Source organism: Roseibium aggregatum, assembly GCF_017309185.1.
In the GTDB taxonomy this organism is placed as follows: Bacteria; Pseudomonadota; Alphaproteobacteria; order Rhizobiales; family Stappiaceae; genus Roseibium; species Roseibium aggregatum_B.
Window position 1 is genome coordinate 1,938,022 of the sequence record NZ_JAEKJZ010000001.1, and the last position, 19,150, is coordinate 1,957,171.

General features: G+C 60.7%; 15 protein-coding genes. 11 read left to right on the forward strand and 4 right to left on the reverse strand.

Annotated elements, in window-relative coordinates:
* Window positions 1-22 precede the first annotated feature (22 nt).
* The 6 genes from JF539_RS08370 to JF539_RS08395 all read left to right on the forward strand — a co-directional run bounded on the left by JF539_RS08370 (window position 23) and on the right by JF539_RS08395 (window position 6,049).
* Complete coding sequence (locus tag JF539_RS08370) at window positions 23-1,051, forward strand: branched-chain amino acid ABC transporter permease (protein ID WP_207139842.1); 1,029 nt, start codon at window positions 23-25, stop codon at window positions 1,049-1,051.
* 6 nt (window positions 1,052-1,057) lie between these two features.
* Window positions 1,058-2,194, forward strand: a complete 1,137-nt coding sequence (locus JF539_RS08375; protein ID WP_207139843.1) for a branched-chain amino acid ABC transporter permease — start codon at window positions 1,058-1,060, stop codon at window positions 2,192-2,194.
* Between the two features lie 10 nt (window positions 2,195-2,204).
* Window positions 2,205-2,960 (forward strand): ABC transporter ATP-binding protein, encoded by a 756-nt coding sequence (locus tag JF539_RS08380; protein WP_207139844.1) that lies wholly within the window; start codon window positions 2,205-2,207, stop codon window positions 2,958-2,960.
* 44 nt (window positions 2,961-3,004) lie between these two features.
* A complete protein-coding gene (locus JF539_RS08385) occupies window positions 3,005-3,739 on the forward strand; it encodes an ABC transporter ATP-binding protein (protein ID WP_207140896.1) in 735 nt (244 codons plus the stop codon).
* Window positions 3,740-3,899: 160 nt separating this feature from the next.
* The gene (locus JF539_RS08390; RefSeq protein ID WP_207139845.1) at window positions 3,900-5,000 is read left to right on the forward strand and encodes a calcium:proton antiporter; all 1,101 of its coding nucleotides are present in this window, start codon (window positions 3,900-3,902) and stop codon (window positions 4,998-5,000) included.
* 104 nt (window positions 5,001-5,104) lie between these two features.
* Complete coding sequence (locus JF539_RS08395) at window positions 5,105-6,049, forward strand: ornithine cyclodeaminase family protein (protein WP_207139846.1); 945 nt, start codon at window positions 5,105-5,107, stop codon at window positions 6,047-6,049.
* A gap of 29 nt (window positions 6,050-6,078) precedes the next feature.
* On the opposite strand, the gene JF539_RS08400 is transcribed toward JF539_RS08395, so the two are convergent.
* The 4 genes from JF539_RS08400 to JF539_RS08415 form a co-directional block, all read right to left on the reverse strand.
* Entirely contained in the window at window positions 6,079-7,782 is a 1,704-nt protein-coding gene (locus JF539_RS08400) for an ABC transporter permease (RefSeq protein WP_207139847.1), read from the reverse strand.
* Complete coding sequence (locus JF539_RS08405) at window positions 7,782-8,714, reverse strand: ABC transporter substrate-binding protein (RefSeq protein WP_207139848.1); 933 nt, start codon at window positions 8,712-8,714, stop codon at window positions 7,782-7,784. Before JF539_RS08405 ends, JF539_RS08400 begins: the two co-directional genes overlap by 1 nt.
* An 11-nt stretch (window positions 8,715-8,725) precedes the next feature.
* Window positions 8,726-9,757: an ABC transporter ATP-binding protein gene (locus JF539_RS08410; RefSeq protein WP_236042355.1), complete on the reverse strand. Its 1,032-nt coding sequence runs from the start codon at window positions 9,755-9,757 to the stop codon at window positions 8,726-8,728.
* A 328-nt stretch (window positions 9,758-10,085) separates the two neighbouring features.
* Window positions 10,086-10,895, reverse strand: coding sequence for a GNAT family N-acetyltransferase (locus JF539_RS08415; RefSeq protein ID WP_236042356.1), 810 nt, complete (start codon window positions 10,893-10,895; stop codon window positions 10,086-10,088).
* 456 nt (window positions 10,896-11,351) lie between these two features.
* On the opposite strand from JF539_RS08415, the gene JF539_RS08420 reads away from it, so the two are divergent.
* The 5 genes from JF539_RS08420 (at window position 11,352) to JF539_RS08440 (ending at window position 19,150) form a co-directional block, all read left to right on the forward strand.
* Complete coding sequence (locus JF539_RS08420; protein ID WP_207139850.1) at window positions 11,352-13,991, forward strand: caspase family protein; 2,640 nt, start codon at window positions 11,352-11,354, stop codon at window positions 13,989-13,991.
* 319 nt (window positions 13,992-14,310) lie between these two features.
* Complete coding sequence (locus tag JF539_RS08425) at window positions 14,311-14,562, forward strand: hypothetical protein (protein WP_207139851.1); 252 nt, start codon at window positions 14,311-14,313, stop codon at window positions 14,560-14,562.
* Window positions 14,563-14,587: 25 nt separating this feature from the next.
* On the forward strand, window positions 14,588-16,210 hold the full coding sequence (locus tag JF539_RS08430) for a caspase family protein (protein ID WP_207139852.1): 1,623 nt from the start codon (window positions 14,588-14,590) through the stop codon (window positions 16,208-16,210).
* A 328-nt stretch (window positions 16,211-16,538) separates the two neighbouring features.
* The gene (locus tag JF539_RS08435; protein WP_209017054.1) at window positions 16,539-17,219 is read left to right on the forward strand and encodes a hypothetical protein; all 681 of its coding nucleotides are present in this window, start codon (window positions 16,539-16,541) and stop codon (window positions 17,217-17,219) included.
* Window positions 17,216-19,150, forward strand: a complete 1,935-nt coding sequence (locus JF539_RS08440) for an adenylate/guanylate cyclase domain-containing protein (RefSeq protein ID WP_207139853.1) — start codon at window positions 17,216-17,218, stop codon at window positions 19,148-19,150. Before JF539_RS08435 ends, JF539_RS08440 begins: the two co-directional genes overlap by 4 nt.

A 19,150-nucleotide genomic window follows, 5' to 3' on the forward strand; every position in this document is an offset into this window, starting at 1 on the left:
AGGAACCAACGGCTAAACCATCATGGATGTCATACTACTTCAATTGCTCAACGGGCTGGACAAGGGCGGTGCATACGCGCTGATCGCGCTCGGTTTGACCCTTATCTTCGGCACGCTCGGTGTTGTGAATTTCGCGCACGGCGCCTTGTTCATGCTCGGCGCGTTCTGCGCGGTTTCCTTCAACGCGCTGCTCAGTCTGGAACTGGTGACAATCGATCCGGACAAGACCACCGCGTGGGGAACGCCGCTTGAAATCCGCACGCCCTATGTCGAGGCCTATCTCGGGGACTTCGGCGCCTGGCTGCTCAACTTCTCGGTTCCGGTCTCGATCCTTCTTGCAATCCCGGTGATGCTGCTGGTCGGCTTTGTCATGGAACGCGGCCTGATCAAGCATTTCTACAACAGGGCTCATGCGGATCAGATCCTGGTGACTTTCGGTCTCGCGATCGTTCTCCAGGAAGTCGTCAAATCCATCTTCGGCGCCAACCCGATTCCGCAATCCGCTCCGGAAACGGTGAGGGGGGCTGCCGACATCGGTGCGGTTCTGGGCTTTGATCCCGGCGTGATCGTCTATCCGTACTGGCGCATGGTCTACCTCGGTTTCGCCGCCGTTGTGATCGCCGCCGTTTTCGCCTTCCTGCAATTCACCACCTTCGGCATGGTCGTGCGCGCCGGTATGGCCGACAGGCACACGGTCGGACTGCTCGGCATCAACATCGAGCGCCGCTTCACCATCGTGTTCGCTATCGCCGCCGTCGTCGCGGGCCTCGCTGGGGTCATGTACACGCCGATACTGCCGCCGGACTATCACATGGGGATGGACTTCCTTGTGCTGTCCTTCGTCGTTGTCGTTGTTGGCGGCATGGGCTCGCTGCCCGGCGCGGTCGCCGCGGGCTTTCTGCTCGGCATCCTGCAGTCGTTTGCTTCCATGAACGAAGTCAAGGCGATCCTGCCCGGCATCGACCAGATCATCATTTATCTCGTGGCTGTGGTCATCCTGCTTGTGCGTCCGCGCGGGCTGCTCGGCCGCAGGGGCGTCATGGAGAGCTAACAAATCATGGCAACGCAAACATCTCCCATGCGCGACTACATCTTTTTCGCCGTCTTTGCCGTCGCAGTGCTGACAATGCCGGTCTGGCTTGAGCCGATCGGAGCCGGATACCCGGATCTCTTGCAGAAATTCGCCATTTTCGGCCTCTTCGCCACTGGCTTCAATCTGCTGTTCGGTCTGACCGGCTACCTGTCGTTCGGTCATGCCGCCTTCCTGGGGGTCGGGTCCTACACCGCGGTGTGGACTTTCAAGCTCCTCGGGATGAATCCGATCCCGGCCGCCATCATGGCGGTCATAGCTTCCGGGCTGTTCGCGCTTGCGATCGGATACGTCTCGCTGCGCCGGTCGGGGATCTATTTCTCGATCCTCACCCTGGCATTCGCTCAGATGTCCTACAACCTTGCCTACTCGGTGCTCACGCCGATCACCAACGGCGAAACGGGGTTGCGCGTCTTGCAATCCGATCCGCGCCTGTTCGACGGCTCCACCGAAAGCGACGGGCCGCTTCTGTCGAACCTGTTCGGCATCGAGATGACCGGTTACGCAGGGTTCTACTTCTGCGCGGTGGTTCTTCTGATCGGCTTCTTCATCGCGCAGCGGATTTTCCGCTCGCCCTTCGGCATCATGCTCAGGGCGGTCAAGACCAATCAGAACCGCATGACCTACACGGGTTTGAACCCGCGTCCCTACACCTTGGCGGCGTTCGTCATTTCGGGAATGTACGCCGGTCTCGCGGGGGCTCTGATGTGTATCACGGACCCGCTTGCGGGGGCGGAGCGCATGCAGTGGACGGCATCCGGCGAGATTGTTCTGATGACCATCCTCGGAGGTGCCGGAACCCTGCTCGGTCCGATTTTCGGCGCAGCTCTGATCAAGTACTTTGAGAACATCTTCTCCGCGTTCAACGAACAGACACTGCATGAGATTTTCGGCTTCCTGCCGGATTGGATCGAGTACCCGATCGTGTCGGTCTCGAGCCTTTTCGTCGGCGAGGGCTGGCACCTGACGCTCGGCGTCCTGTTCATGCTGATCGTCATTTTCCTGCCTGGCGGACTGATGGAAGGTATTGCCCGGATCAGGAAGCTGTTCAGGCGCAAGCCCGGCAAGGCTGAACCGAGCGGCGCGGCCGCCCCTGCAGAGTAAGGAAACAAACATGGAAATCCTACGTGTAGAGGGTGTGAACAAATCCTTCGGCGGTTTGCGGGCCCTCAACAATGTGAACTTCTCCGTTGAAGAAGGGACGGTGCACGCGATCATCGGCCCCAACGGGGCAGGGAAGTCGACCTTCCTGAACTGCATGATCGGGCGCCTGGCGCCCGATACCGGAACCGTGAAGTTCGGCGATATTTCGCTCACCGGCATGAAACCCTACGAGATCAATCAGGTGGGCGTTTCGCGCGTGTTCCAGACACCGGAGATCTTCTCCGAACTCACCCTTCTGGAAAACGTGATGATCCCGACCATGGCGAAAAGGGACGGCGTGTTCGCGTTGCATGCGTTCAAGCGCCTCGACCAGGACACCGAGATCGTCGATCAGGCCTTGCATATGCTGGAAGATGTGGGCCTGGCGGAAAAGAAGGATAGCATCGCCGGATCGTTGTCGCGCGGCGACAAGCGCCGGCTCGAACTGGCGATGTGCCTGTCTCAGGAACCGAAACTCCTGTTGCTGGACGAACCGACCGCGGGCATGTCCCGGGCGGATACCAACAACACGATCGATCTCCTGAAGAGGATCGGCGACCGGGGCATAACCAAGGTCGTCATCGAACACGACATGCACGTCGTGTTCTCTCTGGCCGACAAAGTCACCGTTCTGGCGCAGGGAACCATCATCGCCGAAGGCAAGCCGGAAGACATCAAGGGCGACCCGCGAGTGCAGGAAGCCTATCTGGGAGGAGCGCACCTGTGACCACCATTCTGGAAGACCAGTTTGCCGGGAAAACGGCGCCGAGCGTGCAGCCGGTCAAGGCTCGCGGAACCGCGCCCGCGTTCTTTTCCGCTTGGGACATTCATGCCTATTACGGCGAGAGCTATATCGTCCAGGGCGTCGGGTTCGATGTCCGCGAGGGCGAGATCCTGGCGTTGCTCGGGCGGAACGGCGCGGGCAAGACGTCGACCTTGCGCACCATCGCGCGCATGGACGATCCCCAGCTCACGCATGGCGAGATCTGGCTGGATCACAAGCCGCTACACGAAATGAAAAGCTATCAGGCGGCACGCAATGGCGTCGGACTGGTGCCGGAAGACCGCTGCATCATTCCGGGTCTCACGGTTCAGGAGAATCTGGAACTGTCACAGATAGCGGAACCGAAAGGCTGGTCCATCGAGCGGATCTACGACCATTTCCCGCGCCTTGCCGAACGGCGGGAGCAGGAAGCGGTGACCATGTCCGGGGGCGAGCAGCAGATGCTGGCCGTTGCCCGGATTCTGGCGCGGGACATCAAGCTGCTGCTTCTTGACGAGCCCTACGAAGGACTTGCCCCGGTCATCGTTCAGGAGATCGAGCGCATTCTGGAAGGTGTCAAGGATCTTGGGATCACAACGGTGATCGTCGAACAGAATGCCATCGCTGCGCTTCATCTCGCCGACCGGGCCGTGATCCTGGATATGGGCGAGGTCGTCTTCGACGGAACAGCCCAGGAAGTGCTCGACAACGCGGAGCTCCGTCAGGAATATCTTGCGATCTGACGAGTCCATCCGGGTTTTTCTTCATCAGGCTTCGGGCCGGCACCTGCCGGCCCGAAGCTTTTCCGTTCAGTGAAGAGCCCCATTGTTGCGGCAGGCCGCCGGGCCAGCCTATAGTTCGGTCATCCTATTCGTTTTTCGATTCATGCCTCGATGGTGACCTGTGACAATACTCAAATCGGAATTGCCCAGCCTGACGGGCTTTGCGGTTTTTGCCGCGTTCACGGTGGCGGGCGACGCGCTCAAGCCGGAAAAGCTCGGCGTCGGCCTGTCGCTTGTCATGCTCGCGGTGATCTTCCTCACCGTCATGTGGTGCGCCTTTTCCGTCGTCAGGCATGCGGAATGCCTGGCAACGATCCTGGGTGAGCCTTTCGGGACACTCATCCTGACCCTGGCCGTCATCGGCATTGAAGTCGCACTCATCGTTGCAATCATGCTCTCGGGCGACGCCGCCCCCACCATGGCGCGGGACACGATGCTGTCGGTGGTCATGATCGTGCTGGCCGGTCTCATCGGTCTGTGTCTTTTGATCGGCGGATTGCGTCACAAGGAACAGAGCTACAACCTCCAGGGCGCCCAGGCCTTCCTGTCCGTGCTTGTTCCGCTTTCGGTATTCGCTCTCGTCCTGCCTCGCTTCACGCACTCCGCTCCGGGTGGGGAGCTCTCCTTGCTCCAGGTGGGGTTCGAAGTCGTGATGTCAGTCCTTCTTTACGGTGTTTTCCTTGCGATCCAGACGGTCACGCACAGTGACATCTTTCGTCAGCCCGACGCTGCCGACGATGAAGAGCACCATCACGGCGTCGTTGTGCGCTCGCTGCCGTTCCATGTGATCGGGCTTCTCGGGGCTCTGGTGCCGATCATCCTTCTGTCCAAAAAGCTGGCGCTTTATGTCGACTTCGGCATTTCCGGAGTGGGAGCGCCGCTGGCTTTGAGCGGGTTCATTGTCGCGGCGCTTGTTCTGATGCCGGAAGGTTTGAGCGCGATCCAGGCGGCCCGGGAGAACAAGCTCCAGCGCGCCGTGAACATTTGTCTGGGCTCCGCGGTCGCCACAATCGGCCTGACCGTTCCCGCGGTCCTCATGGTCAGCCTGTTTACCGGCCACTCCATCGAGTTGGGTCTCGAGGAGCCGGAAATCGTGATGCTGGTTCTGACCCTTTTCGTCAGTCTGCTGACCTTCGGCAGCCGGACCACCAACTACCTGATGGGCGCGGTGCATCTGGCCTTGTTTGCCGCCTATGTGCTGATGATTTTCGATCTGTCGTAGACTTTTTCGCGGCCAGGACGGTTTTGACGCCCTTCACCGCTTGGTCGGACACGTCATATATGGTTTTGTCACGGGCTCGTCCCACCTTGAATAACCGGTTCAAAATGCTGCTTTTATCCGAAATCCAAACGCGCGAAGCGCTACCGTTCCCCGACCTGATCGACGCTATCGCCGAAATTTTCAGGACCGGTTGCGTGATGCCGACACGCCATCATCACGACATGGAGATCCCGGGCGAACCTGACGGAACCATGCTTCTGATGCCGGCCTGGGTGCCCGGGGGTTACGCCGGTGTGAAAGTCGTGAACGTGATTCCGGGAAATTCCGAACGGAACCTGCCCGCGGTCGCCGCCCAGTATCTGCTGTCCGACGCAAGGACCGGAGAAATGCTGGCGCTCGTCGACGGCGGTGAACTGACGGCGCGGCGTACCGCGGCGGCGTCCGCGCTGGCTGCGCGCTATCTCGCGCGTTCCGACGCGAAAACGCTTTTGGTGCTGAGCACGGGGCGGCTCGCGCCGAACCTGGTCGCTGCCCACATGGCGGTGCGGTCCATCGAAGAAGTCGTGATCTGGGGGAGGTCCGCAGACAAGGCTGCCCAACTCGTCGATGAGCTCAAGGACAAGGTTCCGGCAACCGTCAGGGTCGCCGAGAACCTGAAGCAGGAACTCGGCCGCGCCGATATCGTCAGTTCCGCGACCTTGTCGTCCGAACCTCTGATCCTGGGCGAGTGTCTCAAACCGGGCGCGCATGTGGATCTCGTCGGTGCCTTCAAGCCGGCCATGCGCGAAAGCGACGACGATCTCGTGAAGCGGGCGGAGATTTTCGTCGATACGCGGGACGGGTGCCTCGTGGAAGGCGGCGATATTGTTCAGCCGCTCCAGTCAGGGCTCATTTCACCGGACGACGTGAAGGCCGATCTCTACGACTTGTGCCGCGACAAGCATCCGGGCCGGCAAACGGAAGACGCGGTGACGATGTTCAAGTCGGTCGGGGCGGCGTTGGAGGATCTGGCCGGGGCCATTTTGGCTTATCGCAATGTGGAGCACTGATTTTTATCGGACGCTCGGGGCGGTTGGTATTAGTTCAGGCCGGCAACCGTGCCCTTCGAGATCCACCGCATGAGCGATACCAGAACCAGCGGGATGAGCGTCGTGATGACAAGGGCGCAAAAGGCCATTGCCATGCCGAGCCCGGCGGAGCCCTGATCGAACTGTTGCCAGATGTAGACTGCGATGGTCTGGAAGCCGATCGGTGCGACCAGGAGCGAGGCGACGAGTTCTCGCGAGGCCACCGCAAACACAAGGATCATTGCCGTCACCATGCTGGGCAGGATCAGCGGCAAGACAATCCTGACAAACGCGCGCAAGGGACCTGACCCGCTGACCCGCGCCGCCGCCTCCAGATTGTCACCCAGCTGATGCAGCGACGCGGTGGCGTAGCGGACCGGTTGCGGCAACAGGATACAGATATAGGCGAGCAACAGGATGAAGGGCGTGTTGTAGGGCGTGACCGGCAGCCAGGGTTGGTTCCAGGCCAGAATGATGCCGACCGCCACGACCACGCCAGGCAGGGAATTTGGCGTAATCGACAAGGCGTCCAGCACGATGCGGAAACGCCCTCTGCCTTTGACGACGGAATAGGCCGTGATCGCGCCGAGCAAACCGGCCAGCAACGCCGTAGTGACACCCAGCGCAAGGGAGTTGCCGAGCGCGACCAGGCCGTCGCTGCCCGAACCCAGCAGCTCCCGGAAATTGTCCAGTCCGAAATTGGACGGTGTCAAGCCGCCGGATATGGTGCGCGTCAGCGCCGTGGCGAGGATGGCGAGGATGGGCAAGCCTGTGGCCAGGAAAGAGAGGAACGCGAAAAGGGCGACCACGGGCAGGGCCCAGACACCGAGACGCCGCTTGTCAGATGCCTGGGGTTTGCCGCTGACAATCCGATAGTCGCGCCGGGTCAGAAGCCAGCGTTGAAGCGTGAACGCAGCAAGCGCCATCGAGACCAGCACGAGTGAAAGCGTCGCGGCGCCGGGCAGGTCGATCGGCCATTCGGAGATTCGGTTCTCGATGCCCGTCACCAGAACTTCGAAGCCGATCCGACGGCCGAGTGCGGCCGGTGTGCCGTATTCCTCGATCGACATGGCGAAGACCAATAAAAGACTGGCGGCGAGACCGGGCATGGCGAGCGGAAAGGTGATCCGCCAGAAGGATTTCCACTGTCCTGCGCCGAACACCCGCCCGACATCGGAGTATCGGGCACCGATCGTCTCGAAGGTCCGCGACAGCACGAAATAGACGACGGAAAATGTGTTGAGGCCCATGATCAGCATGATGCCGTAGACGGAAAACAGCAGTGGCGCCAGATTGAAGCCCGCGACTTGCTCGAGGTAGCCGCGCGGCTGCAGGGTCATGATCCAACCGAGCGCTGCGATATAAGGCGGTATCATGAAAGGGACGAGAAGCAATGCATCCCAGATCAGCGCGCCGGGCACTCGGAACAACGCCCGCAAGGCGGCGATGGGAACCGCAAGGATGGCCGCGCAAACGACCGTGCCGACCCCCAGGATCAGGGTGTTGCCCGCAAGGCCGAACAGGTCGGGATCGGCGAGCGTCTTGAAAAACAGGGAAAAGGGAGCGGCGAAAGAGCCACTCCCGAATTCGGGAAAAATCGCCTGGACGACGATGAAAAGGCAGGGGACCGCGACGACGATGAGCAATCCGAGCGTAGCGGTCCATTTCAGGAAGGAACTGCCTTCCGCGCCCGTCGCCACGGATCCCCCGGCCATTAGTTGAAGATCTTCTTGAAACCGGCCAGGACTTCGTCCCGTGAGGGCGCGCCTTCCTTGGAAAGCAGTTTCAGATCGCCAATCAGCGGACGGTCGACCACGATGTCGGTACGCGACGGCATCAGGTAGACCTTCGCTACTTCTTTCTGACCTTCCTCGGAAAGCACGTAGTCGACGAACTTCTTCGCGTCTTCCTGGTTCTGGGAAGACTTGAGAATCATGATCGGACGCGGTGCGACCACCGTGCCACTGGCCGGGAAGATGGCTTCGATGGTTTCACCCTTGGCCGCGGCACCCATGGTGATGTAGTCCACGCCTGCGAAGACGGCCGCTTTGGCGCCCTGCAGAACCGGGTTGAGGGCCGCCTTGTTGGCACCGGCGACAATCGCGCCGTTGTCTTTGAGGCCCTGCAGAATGTCGGTCATGCCGTTGGCATAAAACGCTTCAACAAGGGTGTAGGTGCCACCGGATGCGGCCGGATCGGGCAGGGTAACGAGATCCTTGTATTCAGGCTTGGTCAGGTCGGACCAGTCGGTCGGCATGGGCGTATCGGACTTGGTGTTCCATGCGATGATGATCCCGGCGACGCCCTGGGCGACGGCGCCTTCCGTTTTCAGGAAATCGGGAACCGTTGCCGCGTTCGGGCTTTCATAGGAAAGCAGAAGGCCCTTTGCCGCGAAGTCGGTCGCGGTTCCCCAGGATGCGGAAATGACAACGTCGGCAACCGGATTGGATGCTTCCGCTTCCAGACGGGCCATGACCTTGCCCGTGGTTGCCTGGAACACGTTGGCCTTGATGCCTGTCTTTGCGGTGAAGCCCGCGGCCAGACTTTTGATCAGTCCTCCCGGGCCCGCGGAATAGACGGTCACATCGGCATGGGCGGCCGTCGAGGCCAAAAGGCCCAGGACAAGGGCCAGAGAAAAACGGCGCATAAGTATCTCCATCAAGTTGCTTGGGCTGCGACTGGGAACCAGCGCAGGTCTTCGGGTAAAAAGGATAGCTCGAGCAGTTCACCGGAACGGACGGGTGTTGACGTCAGAATTCGGATCAAGTGGTCTGTTCCGGAGACGCGCAGGCTGAGAGCCTGTCCCGCACTGTGCATTTGCGTGCGAACGACTTCTGCCTGGAGTTTTTCCGTTCCGGATCCGTTTGGGGACAAGGCCCGCTCGGGCAAAAGGACTTCTGCTTCGGCGCCGTCGAACGGCGCGGCTGGCAAACGCAGATTTGTGCCTTTGACGGTCCATCCGTCCGAATCTTTTACGGCGGGCAGCAGGCACCCCAGACGGAGAAAATCGGCGACCGCCGGGGATTTCGGCTGATTGACGAGGTCATCGGGTGTCGCAAGCTGCTCGATCCGTCCCGCACGCATCACGGCGACATGGTTTGCGAGGGTGAGCGCTTCGCTCTGGTCGTGGGTCACATAAACGGCGCTGAGATTGAGCTCGCCGACCAGATCCGCGATCTCCTCCACCATCGTTTCCCTCAGTTCCCGGTCGAGGTTGGACAGAGGCTCATCGAAGAGGACGAGAGGCGGTTCGGCCACGATCGCGCGCGCGATCGCGACCCGTTGCTGTTGCCCGCCGGACAGATCGGACGGCCGCCGTTCAGCCATCGCGGCCAGGCCGACACGGTCCAGCGCCTTGACCACGCGTTCCTTGCGCTCGACGGCGCCGAGGCGCTTCATTTCGAGTGGAAACGCAACGTTCCTGGCAACCGACATGTGAGGCCACAGCGCGTAGTCCTGGAAGACCATTCCAAGGCCGCGTTTTTCCGGCGGCAGGGCAATGCCGACAGCCGGAGCGGCGACCTTTTCACCGGCAATCTCGATTTCGCCCTCGTCCGGCAGCAGGAGGCCGGAAATCAATCGCAAGAGCGTGGTCTTGCCGCATCCGGAAGGGCCCAGCAACCCGAGAACCTGCCCGGCGCGGAGATCAACGTTGATCTCGTTCAAGACTCTTTCGGTACCGTAACTCATGGAAAGAGACCGAACGGACAAAGCATGCTTGCCAGACATGGAAATCGGATTGGTTGTCATGAAAAAACTTTGTCAGATGGACACTTAGCGACAATCAGATGCTTCAATAGGGCTGCTGTATGACAAATATGTATCGGTTGAATGTCAGTTTGATGAACCTTTGCTGCTTCCGGACTTGCGAAAATTGGCAAGTTGCAGCTCACGCGGCGCAAGACAGCCAGGCTTGACGCGCTTTCATGCGTTCGGGACCGGTCTCGAGCGGGGCCCGGCCGATAGTGGAATTGGAGACAGAACGCTTCAGCGAACCGGGAAGGGACGTGGCCGAGCGTTATCCGAGCTCGAAAGTCGTGATGCCGTAAATCTGGTCGACCGGCAGCTCCGGTGCCGGACCGCGGTACATGCGGAACGTTTCAAATTCCGGCGACAGTTCGTATTTTTCAGCCACTAGCAGAGCAGAGGAATTCGGCTCCGGCGTATCCAGGACGATATATTGTCCCTTGACCTGGCCGGCGAGCGCGCGGAACAGGATATCGGCGATTTCCGGTGTGTCGCCGAACAGCGGCCCGATTTTGAAACCTTCGTAGCATTGGCGAATGACGCCGTAGCCCTTGACGGTCCCATGTTCAACGAACACGAAGCCGCGCCGGGTTTCGAGGGTGGGCGAGGTCCACAGCTTCAGGAATTCCTCACGAGGGGCGGGGAAGAAACGGCGGTCATATTCCAGAACCGATGGAAAGATGCCTTGACCGAGTGGCGCGATGCGGGGGTCCATCGGTGTGTCGCAGAGCGCGGTCCCCGTCTGGCGGATGTTGCGGTAGACCGGCTTGAAGCCATGCCCCGCGTAGCTGCCGGTCTGTTCCTTGACCGCATCGAGACCGATTACGCGCGATCCGAGATGGTCCATGGCGTGTTGCCAGATCCGGTGACCGTAGCCTTTGTGTCGGTCTTCGCGCCTGCAGATGTAAAAGCCGATGAATCCGAAGCTTTCGCCGTAACGCACCGCTGAAATCACGGTGGCCAGTTCTCCGTCCCGTTCGCCGCCGAAAAAACCGTTTGGGTCGGCGGCCAGAAAGGCGGGCCCGTCTTCAGCGCCCGGGTTCCAGCCTTCCTGCCGGGCCATTTCGAGAGGGATGTGCATTTCTTCTGCGCTCAGTGGGCGAATTCGAAGGGGCTCTGTCATCTGATTTCCCGACGGCTTTGCAACGCAATCATAATCTGTGGTGTGCGAGAGGCGGCAGCCTCTGATGGCACGGGGCCTTCCTCAACGATCCTTGGTATAAGGTATTGAGAAAAAAGGAAACCGGTCGAACCGGGTGATTTCGAACGGCCATCGGTAAAAACCCTCATTTCTGTCCGCGTTCCGTCTTGCGTCCATGCGGTAAGTATGCATCTTCTTCCTTAGGGTCATGTCGACGCGGGTTTGGCGCGCTTCAGTCAGAACGGTCGATGGTGTGCGGTTCGTCACAGACTTTTTTTTGTTATGGCGCGAAAGTGCGACACAAATTACTGCGCTGAGGACGTTATGCGAAAACGGAAAGATCTACACCGTGCCAGCCGGCAAGCCGGATCGGTAAAAGCAAAACCGGCAGCCCGCTTGCTCCAAGCCGTTCGGATCGGGGTCGTCGGACTGCCGTTGGGCCTGGCGCTTCTGTCGTCAACGGCTGTCGCGTCCACCGCACCGGACGACGGTCGGCGGGTGGCGCTCGTGATCGGCAATCAGGACTACGAGTTTGTCGAGCCGCTGGTGAACCCGCTCAATGACATTGCCGAAGTTTCGCGGATCCTGAGGGAGGCCGATTTCGATGTCACCGTGGGAACCAACCTGGCCAAGAAGGACCTTGAGCAGGTTGTCCGGCGGTTCCTGCGTGAACTGAACGAAGGCGACACCGCCCTGTTTTACTATTCCGGCCATGCGCTGCAGGTCGGTGACGCGAACTTCATTCTTCCGACCGATGCCAAGCTGGCTTCCCAATACGACCTGGAATTCGAGAGCCTCAAGGTTTCCCACCTTTTGGACTATATGAAAGCCGCGTCCAGTCTGCAGATCGTGATGCTGGATGCCTGCCGCGACAATCCGTTCGAGATTGGCAGCCTGTTTTACGGCGAGGAGGAATACGCGCTCGGCAAGACCCGTGGGCTGCGCAGGATTCCGAACAAACTCGGCGCTTTCATTTCCTATGCGACCCGTCCGGGTCAGGTTGCTTTTGACGGCGAAGGTCCGTTGAGCCCGTTCACGTCCTCTGTCGTGGACAACGCTCTCAACCCGTCCCTGGAGATCAAGGACCTGATGACGAGGGTCCGCGACGAAGTGGTTCGCAAGACCGGCGGTCAGCAGGTGCCCTATGAGGACTCCACTCTGGTCACCGATTTCTATTTCGTGCCGCCAAAACCGGAGCCGGTCGTTACCGCCCATCATCGCGTCACGATTGAAGCGGGGGGCGGAGCCGCGGCGCTCAACATACCTGAACCGGTTCAGCCCGAAGGCGGTGGCATCGACGTGACCATGACCCTTCTGCCGGAAAAAGGCGAATTGCGCCTGCCGGACGGCCAATCCGTTGGCGAGGGCGATGTGCTGAGCGCCACGCAACTGGCCGGGCTTTCATATCTGCCCGCGGATGCCGGGGCCGGCGATGTCGAACTGATCGGTTACGATGTCAAGGACGAGTGGGGCGGAACAGCGTCCGCAATCGCGTCCATCACGGTTGCGCAGGCCGCCGGTCCGAGCGAGGAAGAGCGGCAGCAGGAGGCGAAGAAACTTTACGACGCGCTTTTGTCCTGGCTGACCAGCTCGGCCGCGTCGGACGTGGTCGAGGCCGATATCGGCGTCGGCCCCGTGCTCGTTTACCCGGATGCTCCGGTGAAGGGGCTGCCGGCAACCAACGAGTGGCTGAAAATCGTTTCGCTTGACGACGATCTGCAGCTTTCGTCGGATGGCCGGCTGTTGCAGCCCGGCGACCGCTTTCCGGTTTCCGCTCTGTCCACTTTGACGGTCCGTCCCCAGATCGGCAGCGAAACGAAAGCCGGGCGGTTCGAACTGGAACTTCCCGCCCAGGCTGGAGAGACGCCGAAAACGCTCACTCAGGTGGTCCAGCCGCGGGTAACCCAATGCGACCAGCTGGCCACCCAGCCTTTCGATCTTCAGGCGGTGACCGAAGGCCGGCTCGCCAATCAGCTGGATCCCCAGGAGGTCGACAAGGCCTGCGGCGAGGCCATGGCCGCCTATCCGGGCATCGGCCGCTTTGTCTTCCAGCGCGGGCGAGGCGCATTTGCAGCGGGCGATCTGTCGGCGGCAGGAGACTATTTCGAGCAGGCCTACCAGATGGGTCATGTGCGGTCCGGCCAGGTGCTCGGCAGGATGTACTTCCTGGGCGCCGGCATCGACCGGAACCGCGAAAAGGCTGTCGAACTTTACAGGAAAGCAGCCGAGCGCGGTGATGCTTACGCGCTTCATTCGCTGGGCATGGCGCAGATCAAGGGAGATGGCACGACCCAGAACGAAGAGGCCGGCCTGGAAAAGCTTCTCCAGTCCGTCGAGGCCGGGCATACCTTTTCCTTCAACGCCATCGGCACCTTCTATCTCAATGGAGAGCATGTCGCCGAGAATTCGGACCGGGCGGTTTACTACTTCAACCGCTCGGCCTCCCGCAACGATATTTACGGCTTCTTGAACATGGGAACGCTGTACCGTGACGGGAAAGGCGTTCCCCAGGATTACGAGGCGGCGCTCGGCTGGTTCAAGAAGGCTCACGAAGGCGGGCATCCGGCCGCCGGAACCGCGATCGGTCTGATGTACTACAATGGCCAGGGAGTGGCGAAGGACGAGGCGGAAGCAACCAGATGGTTCCGCGAAAGCGGTCTGCGCGGCGATGGTTGGGGCGCCTACAACACCGCCTGGATGCTCGGCACCAAATCGGGCGAAGAGGCCGGCCGTGACCGGGTTAGGATGCTGGCGCTGGCGGTGGCTATCGATCCTTCGTCGGAGCCGGCGGATAACGCCCGCAAGGACCTCAAGTCGGCGTCCGGGTCTTTGAAGGCAAAGGTGCTTCAGCAGGCTTTGACCGATCTTGGCTATGAGCCCGGACCGGTCGACGGTCAACCGGGTGGAAAGACCCGCGCAGCCCTGTCAAAGTTTTTTGAGGCAACTGGCCGTAAACCCGTGCAGGGCGATGACGCAGTGGTTACGCTGGTCAAGCATCAGTGGGAACAGAATCGCCCACGCTACGATCTGTTCTGATCACCGGTAACCGGGGTTCGTCTCAAGCCGCGGCATGCACGGAGCGAATGTCGGATTGAAAATGGTAACTGGCGGTTCAACTCAGAAACTGGCGCCGGAACATTGAACGGAAAACGACGCGTGTTTCGAATTTGCACTGATCTGGATTTATTGAGGAAAAGGAATTGGCGGTGGCGTTGATGAAGAACCTGTCCGATAGAGCTGCGGGTCAGCAGGAGGCGTCCTCGGGATGCCGTCTTCGCCGCCCTGTCTCGCCATCTGGCAGCTGCGAAGGCTTCGACGCGAACCGCAACAGAACTGACGACAAAAGGAGATAACCATGAAGAGAATTCTGCTCGCAGGACCAGCGCTTGGCGTTTTGGCTCTCTCGCTTGCCGGATGCCAGAACACGAGTGGAACCGCCGCAGCACCGACGGTCCAGTCCCCTGCGGCACCGACAACGTCCGCGCCGGCGCCGGTCAGAACGGCGCCTGTGGTCCGGCAGCCGGAAAGCAACGGTGGCGGCAGCGGCGGCGGTGGCGGCGGCGGCGGTGGCGGCCCCGGGGGCGGCAACAGCGGCGGTTGGGGCTGATCAACGCACCTGAACGAGAGATAAAATGTTCCTGAATTCCTGGAACAAGACCCTGAAGCCTGCGTTGGTGCCGGTTCGTGTCTTGTCATGCCTTGCTTTGCTTTGCGCTCCCGTGTCGGCCGCCGAATGGCGAGCCCTGGTAATCGGCATAGACGATTACCAGCACGTCTCACCGCTCAAAGGCGCGGTGAACGATGCAAAGGACATTGCCGATACCTTGCAGGCCGCTGGCGTCAGCGACCTGACCACGCTTTACGACGGTGCGGCCACACGGTCCGCCGTTTTGACAGCGTGGCAGGACCTGATCGCACGGTCGTCCGAGGACGATATTCTCGTCCTGTCCTACGCGGGACACGGCGCGCAGGAACAGGAATGGGTGAAAGGGTCCGAAGACGACGGTCTGGACGAAGTCTTTCTTCTGGCCGGCTTCGACGTAACGGCTCCAGGCAATGGCGAGCGGCTGCGCGACGACGACATCGCCGCCATGCTGCAGGCGACCGGCGGTCGAAGCGTCATGGTGCTGGCCGACAGTTGCCATTCGGGAACCATGACGAGGTCGGTCGACCCGCGCATCACCCGGCTTGGAACGCGCCTTGTGGGATTGCCGCCTTTCGAAAACGATGTGCTGCGGTCCGAGTCGCTGCCTCCCGCGCTGGCAAAGGCGGCGGCGGCTTCCGATCAGCCGGAGCATCTGCCGAACGTCATATATGTCGGCGCGACCGTCGACGGCCAGGTGATCCCCGAGCTGATGATTGCCGGCGAACCGCGTGGCGCTCTGAGTTGGGCCTTCGCACGCGGGGTCGAAGGACGGGCGGACCTGGACCGTGACGGCGGCATCAGCATGTCGGAACTCAGCCGCTTCTTGCAGGAAACCGTACGGGTGGCGACCGAAGGGCGCCAGACGCCGAGCCTCGATGTCGGCGGGGCGACCCGGGCGGCGGTATTGCCGCGGGTGGACGGAAATATCCTGGAGCGCAACAACGCCGCGCTCACCGTATCGGCCAGCACCGATACCGCGGGACCGCTGCTCCAGAGCCTGACGGAACAGTTCGACGGCCGGCTGAAACGCGCGGGCGACGAAACGGCCGACCTGTTCTGGGACATCGAGGCGGGCGACGTTTTGACGAAATTCGGCGATGTCGTCCTTCGCGGACAGGCCACCAATGCGGACCGCTTCTCGAACGTGGTGACCAAATGGGTCTTCCTTTCCGACCTTTTCGATGTCGCATTCAGCGTGCAGCCGATTGAAGGCAAGATCAAACCGTCTGTCGGGCATGTTCGGGAAGGCGCTCCTTTCAAGGTTGGTCTCACATCCGAGATGGAGGGCTTTGTGGCCGTCTTCGCGCTGGAGGCGGATGGAACCCTACGCCTGCTTGCGCCCGACGAAAAAGCTGATCCGCTCGGCAGGGATACGGCCTTGAACGCCGAAGAGCCTTATGCTCTCAGGCTCCGGGCGGCTTTGCCGTTTGGCGCGGATCACATCGTCATGGTTCAGTCCTCTGAGCCGATGCCCAAGCTGTTGAGTGTGCTGAAGGCGCTGGACGGGCGGCCAATGACGATGAGCGTCGAGGCCAAGCTTCTCGATTTGATCGCCGAAACTGCGGATGGCCTCGGGATTGCGAGTGTCTACACGGAACCTGCTGGGTAGGCGAAGGCCGGACGACTGGAAGCCGGGGCGAGCAAGTTGCAGGAAACTGTGATCGAAATCATAGTCATGCCCCGATGGTCTGCTAGAGATGAAACCCGATTGAGCAATTGCTTGAATATTTTTCGGATACCATAATACCAGGCGACAGGACCATGTCACATCCGGCCGTCTTTTCAGGTTTAACGGCCAGGAGCGTATCGACGGCTTGTTCGGCAAACGCCCAAGAGGCGCGGCGCTGCCCGGTGAGCCTCTGGAGCCGGTCACTGGCCAGCCGGGAGGATCATGGTCGGTGATGCTTGGTAGAAGGTCGGTAATTCAGGAGACCGTTATGACCCGTTTGAAGAAAGGCGTTTCCATCGTGCCAAGATTTAAATCGAAATTCCTGTGCTCCGCTTTGGCGTTCGTCGCGTCGGGTGGCGCCGCCTTGGCGGATCCTGTCGCCCTCGTGCTGGACAAGTCCGAAAACGTGGCGGTCGCTGCCTTTACAGAACTGATGCCGGGAGATGTCGTGGAACTCGGTGCCGACGGCACTGTCGACCTTCTCGACTATTCGGCCTGTCAGGAAGTTCGTCTCAAGTCCGGAACCGTGACTGTTTCCTCTTCTGGCTACACGCTGGCGGGCGGTGAGGAAGACGTTCTCAGGGCAGGCAACTGCCTTCAGGCGGACAGCGGCTCCAACTCTGAAAAACCCGACAAGGGCCTGACCGTTACACTGCGTGGCCTGGCGCTCGAAAACAAGAAAGCGGCCTCGCTCATGCTCCGGTTCGACAATCAGTTGCGCCAGGAATACGACACGGTGTTCGTCTCATTCGAAGGCGGAGCGCCGAAGCGCTTTGACATTCTCGATCATATTCTGACCGAGATGCCGGATCGCCAGACCGAGGAAGAGCCGGTCAACGTCGAACTGTTCCTGCAAGGCAAGGCACCGGATTTCGGAGTTGTCATGCGCAAATTCACAGTCGATCCCGCGCAGGTCGGCCGTAACACCGCGGTCGTCATCGTAAAATGACATCACGCGGCCGGTTTGCGGACGTCGTCTTCGGCCGGAAACAGCTTATCGTTCTTATTGCCTTTGTCGCGGCATTGTCGGGCATTGGTGTGGGCTTGTCGGCCCAAAAGGCCGTGTGGGAAGGCTGGGTGATTGACCGGCTTTTCCAGTTGCGTACCGTGTTGCGCCCCGCGCAGGCGAAAACCCCGGCACCGGTTGTCGTGGTTGGTCTGGACCAGGTCTCGCTGGATTCAGAAAAACTGGCGGTCTTGCCACGCGTATTGATGACCCCCTTTTTCGCCAAGGCCGGGCAGGGGGTGATTGATGCCGGTGCTCTCGTGGCCGGTTTCGATTTCGTTTTCGCCTACAGCGCCGACGATTTCCAGTTTCCCGGATCGGGCGAAGCCAGTTTGCGCGGACTGGACGTTCCCTTCAAGCGCTTCCTTCTTCAAAACAGAGGCAAGGTCTTTATCGCCCACACCGAGATCGGCGTACCGCACCGCAGCTTTTCCGCGGTGGCCGGCGCCGGAGGCGTCCGTTCGGTACTGGTGGTGACGGACAGCGACGGCATTGTTCGACGGCACGCGCCGGATGCGCCTCTTGTGGACTCGCCGGACATGATAGATGCCGTCCTCGCCAAACTCGGATCGGATATCTCCGAAGGATATGTCGCCATTCCGACGAGCCGCCTGGCGACTTCGACCCCCTATCTGTCTCTGGTCGACGTTCTGACCATGCTGGAAACGGAGGAGGGCAAGGAGGCATTGAAAGACTTCGTCGGCGGTCGGGCAGTTCTGTTCGGAAGCATGCTGCCGTATGAGGACGAGCATCTTTATTCCGACAGGTTCCTGCCGCACCTGCCGGCGAAAGAGGCAATGACCGGGCCGAGTGGCCGCCCTCGGGTTCAGCCGCAGACCGCCGGGGTACTGATCCTCGCCGATATTGTCGGAGCCGCGGTATCTGGACGGGTGGCGAAGGCGCCGCCGCGCGGGGTGCTGCCCGCGGTGGCAATCCTGTTCGCGGTCGCCGGATCTTTGGCGGGACTTTTCCTGCCTCTGATGGTACTTCCCGCCGTCGCACTTTCGGGCATTGTGGCGGGACTCGGCGTCAGTCTCGCGGGGCTCGAGTTCGGAGTTCTGTTCGCACCCGGTGTGGCCCCGGTCGCCTGCGTCAGCGCGATGGTTGTTTCCGCCGTCGGCAAGGTCGGCATCCTGCAGCGCAAGCAACGCTCGCTTGTGCGCCTCTTCAGCCATTATCTGGCGCCCGATGTGATCCGCCAGATGGCCCAGTCGGAACAGCTGCCGGAACTCGGAGGCGACACCCGCCACGTTGTTGTGGGGTTCATCGATATCGCCGGGTTCACCAAAATGTCGGAAAGTCTCGCGGACCGGGAGGTGGTGCGCGTGGTCAACTCCTGTTTTGACGCGATCGGCCAGGTCATCACGGCGCATCAGGGCTATATCGACAAATACATCGGCGATGCGATCATGGCGGTCTGGAACGCGCCCAATACCGTCGACGATCCGGAACGGGCGGCGGTCGATTCCGCATGCGAGATCGTCCGGCTTCTGGATCGGATGCGGGACAAGACCGGACAACCGGCTTTGGATCTGCGTGTTGCCTTGCATGCCGGCCATGTTCTGGTCGGCGATATCGGCGGTGAGTACAGACGCTCTTTCACCGTCATGGGAACCACCGTCAACACGGCCAGCAGGATTGAAGCGGTTGCGAAAGAAAACAGGGTACGCCTGGCGTTCAGCAAACCCATCGCGGACAAACTGCCTGAAAGCTACCCGAAAAAGGCGATCTGGACAGGCCTGCTCAGGGGATTGAGCAAGGATACAACGGTGTTTACCCTGGATACGGCTGAAATGAAAATGGAACGGATCGCTCCGGCGGCGCGGGAAAAGCACACAGGAAAAAGCGGCGGACTGCGCAAACGTTCCGTATAA

Bases quoted from the DNA above. Each gene is read 5' to 3' on its own strand.
- JF539_RS08370 (WP_207139842.1), top strand. From the start codon at position 23: ATGGATGTCATACTACTTCAATTGCTCAACGGGCTGGACAAGGGCGGT.
- JF539_RS08415 (WP_236042356.1), bottom strand. From the start codon at position 10,895: ATGCACATCCCTCTCGAAATGGCCCGGCAGGAAGGCTGGAACCCGGGC.
- JF539_RS08375 (WP_207139843.1), top strand. From the start codon at position 1,058: ATGGCAACGCAAACATCTCCCATGCGCGACTACATCTTTTTCGCCGTC.
- JF539_RS08395 (WP_207139846.1), top strand. From the start codon at position 5,105: ATGCTGCTTTTATCCGAAATCCAAACGCGCGAAGCGCTACCGTTCCCC.
- JF539_RS08405 (WP_207139848.1), bottom strand. From the start codon at position 8,714: ATGCGCCGTTTTTCTCTGGCCCTTGTCCTGGGCCTTTTGGCCTCGACG.
- JF539_RS08410 (WP_236042355.1), bottom strand. From the start codon at position 9,757: ATGAGTTACGGTACCGAAAGAGTCTTGAACGAGATCAACGTTGATCTC.
- JF539_RS08430 (WP_207139852.1), top strand. From the start codon at position 14,588: ATGTTCCTGAATTCCTGGAACAAGACCCTGAAGCCTGCGTTGGTGCCG.
- JF539_RS08400 (WP_207139847.1), bottom strand. From the start codon at position 7,782: ATGGCCGGGGGATCCGTGGCGACGGGCGCGGAAGGCAGTTCCTTCCTG.
- JF539_RS08425 (WP_207139851.1), top strand. From the start codon at position 14,311: ATGAAGAGAATTCTGCTCGCAGGACCAGCGCTTGGCGTTTTGGCTCTC.
- JF539_RS08380 (WP_207139844.1), top strand. From the start codon at position 2,205: ATGGAAATCCTACGTGTAGAGGGTGTGAACAAATCCTTCGGCGGTTTG.
- JF539_RS08435 (WP_209017054.1), top strand. From the start codon at position 16,539: ATGACCCGTTTGAAGAAAGGCGTTTCCATCGTGCCAAGATTTAAATCG.
- JF539_RS08440 (WP_207139853.1), top strand. From the start codon at position 17,216: ATGACATCACGCGGCCGGTTTGCGGACGTCGTCTTCGGCCGGAAACAG.